The organism is Sphingomonas bacterium, from assembly GCF_903644055.1.
Classification (GTDB): Bacteria; Pseudomonadota; Alphaproteobacteria; order Sphingomonadales; family Sphingomonadaceae; genus Sphingomonas_I.
Window position 1 is genome coordinate 1 of sequence record NZ_CAHJXD010000032.1, and the last position, 4,528, is coordinate 4,528.

The 4,528-nt window shown below is 65.9% G+C and carries 4 protein-coding genes; all 4 read right to left on the reverse strand.

Going from position 1 to position 4,528, the window contains the following annotated elements; all coding sequences use genetic code 11:
• A partial coding sequence (locus HUU94_RS01350; RefSeq protein ID WP_174273334.1) for an MFS transporter occupies positions 1–679 on the reverse strand: 679 nt, incomplete at its 3' end.
• Positions 679–1,653 carry a VOC family protein gene (locus HUU94_RS01355; protein ID WP_174273335.1) on the reverse strand — a complete coding sequence of 325 codons (975 nt, stop codon included), beginning with the start codon at positions 1,651–1,653 and terminating at the stop codon, positions 679–681. The genes HUU94_RS01355 and HUU94_RS01350, both read right to left, overlap by 1 nt.
• A 27-nt stretch (positions 1,654–1,680) precedes the next feature.
• On the reverse strand, positions 1,681–2,553 hold the full coding sequence (locus HUU94_RS01360; RefSeq protein ID WP_174273336.1) for a fumarylacetoacetate hydrolase family protein: 873 nt from the start codon (positions 2,551–2,553) through the stop codon (positions 1,681–1,683).
• Positions 2,554–2,581: 28 nt separating this feature from the next.
• The coding region (locus tag HUU94_RS01365; protein WP_174273337.1) for a TonB-dependent receptor at positions 2,582–4,528 on the reverse strand (1,947 nt) is incomplete at its 5' end.

The following is a 4,528-nucleotide window of genomic DNA, read 5'->3' on the forward strand; positions in this document are numbered from 1 at the left end:
GCCCGCAACGGGCGAGCAGCGCGTTGACGCGCGCGAGGCCGTCCTGCCGTGGACGGGCGAGCAGGAAGGCGAGCGGCTCGGGCAGGAAGCGCAGGACGACAAGGAGGAGCAGGCCAGCCGCGACCGCACCGGCGAGAAAGACCGCAGGCCAGCCGTACAGCCTCAGGAACAGCGCGGCGGCGAGCCCACCGACCAGCCCGCCGAGCGGATAGCCCATCGCCATCAGCGCCAGCGCCAGCGATCGCCGCCGGGCGTTGGCGAATTCGGCGGCGAGCGGATTGATGACCGCGACCATCGCGCCGATCCCGAGCCCGGTCAGAACGCGCCACGCCACCAGTTGCGGCAGCGAATGCGCGAACGCCGAGAGCAGCATGCCCGCCGCCATCAGCACTAGGCTGGCGAGCACCATCCGCCGCCGCCCGACCATATCGGCAAACGGCGCGAGCCCGAGCGAGCCGAGCGCCATGCCGGCGAGTCCCGCCGACAGCAGCACGCCCAGCGCCGCCTTGCCGATGCCCCAGTCGATCGCGATCGCCGGCGCGGCGAAGGTGACCGACAGCACGTCATAACCGTCGAGCGCCGACAGCGCGATCGTGACCGCCACCGCCGCGATCTGCGCGCGCGCCATCGGCGCCGCGTCGAAGCGGGCGCGAAGATCGGACGCAGCGGCGGCCGCCATCAGGCGGTGACCGCCTCCGGACGGACGGCCGCGAACGGCTCCGCATCCGTTTCGTAATTGTGGACGAAGTCGTGCGGCACTTCGGGGCCCCAGTTGGCCAGGCTGTCCGCCATCTCGTAATTGGTCGGGGTCCACAGTGCGTAATCATCGATATGGTCCATGTCCGAATAATATTCGAACCAGCTCCCCCACGGATCCTGGATGTAATGGAAGAAGTTCGAGCCGATGGTGTGCCGCCCGAACCCCCAATCGCCGCGCCCCGCCTTCGCCAGCAATGCGCGGCCGCCGCGGCCGACCTCGTCCGGATCGTTGACCTGGAAGCTGCCATGGTGAAAGCCGATCCCCGGCGACTTGGCGAAGGCGACGACGTGATGATCGCTGTCCCGCCGCGCGCAGCAGAAGGCGATGATATCCTGCGCGCGATCGGCGAGCCCCATGCCGAGCGCGTCGGTCATGAAGGCGACGCTGGCAGGCACGTCGGGGCTGAACACGAGGATATGGCCGAGCCGGAGCGGACGGACCGGCGCATAGGAGGCGCTGGGCAGCACCGCCGAGCGGCGCTTGCGCACCGTGAGGCCGGGGCTGTTGATCTGAAACGGCTCGGCAGCCGCGAGCTCGGGATCGGCGGGGTGATCGGACAGGTGGATCAGCATGCCGTGCGGATCCTCGACCCACAGGCCATTGTCCTCGAACCCCTGCGGGGCGGGGACGACCTTGCCGCCGTGCGCCCCGGCGGCGACCGCCATGTCGTCCAGTCTATCCGCGCGCAGGCTGATGTGGTGGAGCCGCTTGCGCGCAAACCCGCCGAGCAGGATGATCGAATCCCGATCCTGCCCAGGGCAGCGCAGCCGCGCGACGTTATCTTCTTTCGCGCCCCCGACATCCGCAACCAGCCCGGCATCGCTGTAGAATTTCACGCCTGCATCGAGCGACGGAACTTCGAGCGTGAAGGAAAGCGGCCCAAGCACCGGCATGGCGAACGTCCTCGATAGGCGGACCGCTCAGATCGCGGGCGCGATGACCTTATTCTCGATCGCGCCGATGCCGTCGATCTCGCAGCGGACGATATCGCCGGGCTGGAGGAAGCTGGGCGGTTCCATGCCAACGCCGACGCCCTCGGGCGTGCCCGTCGCGATCAGATCGCCCGTCTCCAGCGTGAAGGCGGTGGAGACATAAGCGATCTGCGCCCAGAGATTGTGGATCATCTGGCCGGTATTGCTGCTCTGCCTGAGCTCGCCGTTGACGAAGCAGCGCAAGTCGAGCGCGTGCGGATCGGTCACCTCATCGGCGGTGACGATCCACGGCCCGATCGGCCCGTGCGTATCGAACGACTTGCCCATCGTGAAGGTCGGCGTGTGGAACTGCCAATCGCGTGCCGAGACGTCGTTGGCGACGAAATAGCCGAACACATGAGCGGGGGCGTCCGCCTCGCTGACCCGCTTTGCCGGCTTGCCGATCACCGCGCCCAACTCGACCTCATAATCAAGCTTCTCGGTCACGCCCGGATAGATATCGTCATAAGGTCCGGAGATGCAGCTGGTCTGCTTGTTGAACCAGGTCTGGTGCTTGGCGCGCGCGACACCGAGCCTGTCCGCCTCCTCGAGATGCTTGGCGTAGTTCATCCCGATCGCGAGATATTTGCCCGGCCGCTCGATCGGCGCGAGCAGACGGACGTTCGCCAGCGCGACCGTCGGTTCGCTGCGCTCGACCAGCAGGCGTACCTCGTCCAAGGCGTCAGCCCCCGCCCCGGCGAGCGCGATGATCGTCGGCCAGCGGCATCCCACGGCGGCGAGATCGACCACCCCGTCGCCCTTCACCGCCCCGATCCTCGCGCCGCCCCCGCTATCGCCCTTCTCGAACCGTACCAACTTCACTCGAACAACTCCGGCTGTTTCGCTGCGATCAGAACTTGAACGACGCCCGGGCGCCATAGGTCCGTGGAGCGGTCGATCCGCCGACCAGCGAATTGTCCAGCGGGTGAGTCACCGCGAAATTCAGGATGCGGTTGTTTTCCAGGTTGCGGATGAACCCGGCGATCGACCAGCGATCGCTGGCCGGCCCGAACGACAGTTGCGCATTGGTCATCCAGGTATCGCCGACGCGCTGCTCGGGCAGGAACTCGAAACCGACCGTGCGGCTGGTCTTATATTGTGTGTCCACGCCTGCGACGACCTTGTAGTCGCCGACGTTCAAGGTCTGCTGCGCCGCCAGGTTTATCGTCCATTTCGGCGAGTTGTAGGCCTGCTTGCCCGCGCAGTTGACGTTGTAGAAGGCCGGGTTGGACGAAAGCGCATAAGCGCAGCCGGTCAGCGGCGCCCCGGTGGCGCTGCCCTGCTGATAGCTGAACGCCCGGTTCCTCGCGTTGAGATACTGGACGTCGGCGCTGACCAGCGTCGTCTTGGTGACGAGCACGCGCCCTTCGACCTCGACACCCTTGATCCGCGAACGGCCGATGTTCTGGATGAACTGCGCGGTGCGGCCGCTGAGGTCGAGGCCGAGGTGCGAGACCTGCTGGTCCTTATAGTTCCACAGGAACCCCTCGATGTTCAGTTGCACGCGATTGTCGAAGAAGCGGTTCTTCAGGCCGACGGTGTAGGCGGTGATGAGTTCGGGCTGGTAGGTTTCGAAGCCCAGCGCGGCGGAGAAGCCGCCCGAACGGTAGCCCGATTCCACCGTCGCGTAGAACAAAGACCGGTCCGCCACGTCGAACTCGACGCCGCCATGATAGGTGACACGGTCGTTCTTCAGCTTGTTGTTGTAGAGGCTGTCGCTGCGGACGATGATCGCACCCGAGAAGCCCTGCGGGATCGGCGCGGGGCCGGCGGGCACGGGGAACGGCACCTGCGAGATCGTATCGACCGTGGTGAACAAGCGCGCGTTGGGGCAGCTCGGGCCGAACGGGGTCACGACCGTGCAGACCAGGTTGAGCGCGATGCCGGAGGCGTTGAAGTTCTTGATGTCCTTGGAATAGCGGACTCCGCCGACCAACCGCAGCCGATCAGTGAGATGCGCGGTCAGCCGGCCGAACGGCGCGAACGAGCGCGTCTTGTAATTCTGGACGAGGAAATTCTCGGCGGCCGAAAGGTTCAGCGCCGTGCGGTTGTGGATCGACTCTTCGTAATAATAGCCGCCCAGCGTATAATCGAAGATACCGATGCGGGTGCCGGTGAAGCGCGCCTCGATGCTGTACTGCTCATCCTGCTCGCGGTTGCGATATGGGAAAGACGCCGCCTCGGCCAGATAGTTTTGCGAGGCATAGCGCCAGGCCGGAACGATCGTCAGCGTGCCCGCGCCGGTGTCATAATCGATCTGCGCGTTGGCGCCGTAGAAATTATTGTCCTGGAACGGATAGGGCGAGATCGGATCTTCCTTGCGGCCCGACGGGCCGGTGGTGATCGTCGCGCGATAGGCTTGCGCCGCGGGCGTATAGAGCCCTTCCGCCAGGGACAGGTTCGGCTTCACCGTCACATAGCGGCCCGCGACGGGATTGAAATTATAGTTGCTGATGTAGGAAACGCCGGCACCGATGCCGCCGACATGGCTGTAATCGCCGGAGAGCCGAACGGTGAGCGCGGGCGTGAGCGCCGCCTTCATCTGGACGCGCACCGAGGTCGTCTTGTCGTCCGACGTTCCATCACGGAGATAGCCGTCATGGCGCGACGTGCTCGCCGAGATACGCAGCGCGCCCTTGTCGCCGAGCGGCGCGTTGATCGCACCTTCCGCGACGATGGCGTCATAATTGCCGTAGCTCGCGGTCGCGTAACCAGAAAGCTCGCCGAGCTTGGGCTGCGTCGGGATCAGGTTGATCGCGCCGCCGGTCGCGTTGCGGCCGTAGAGCGTGCCTTGCGG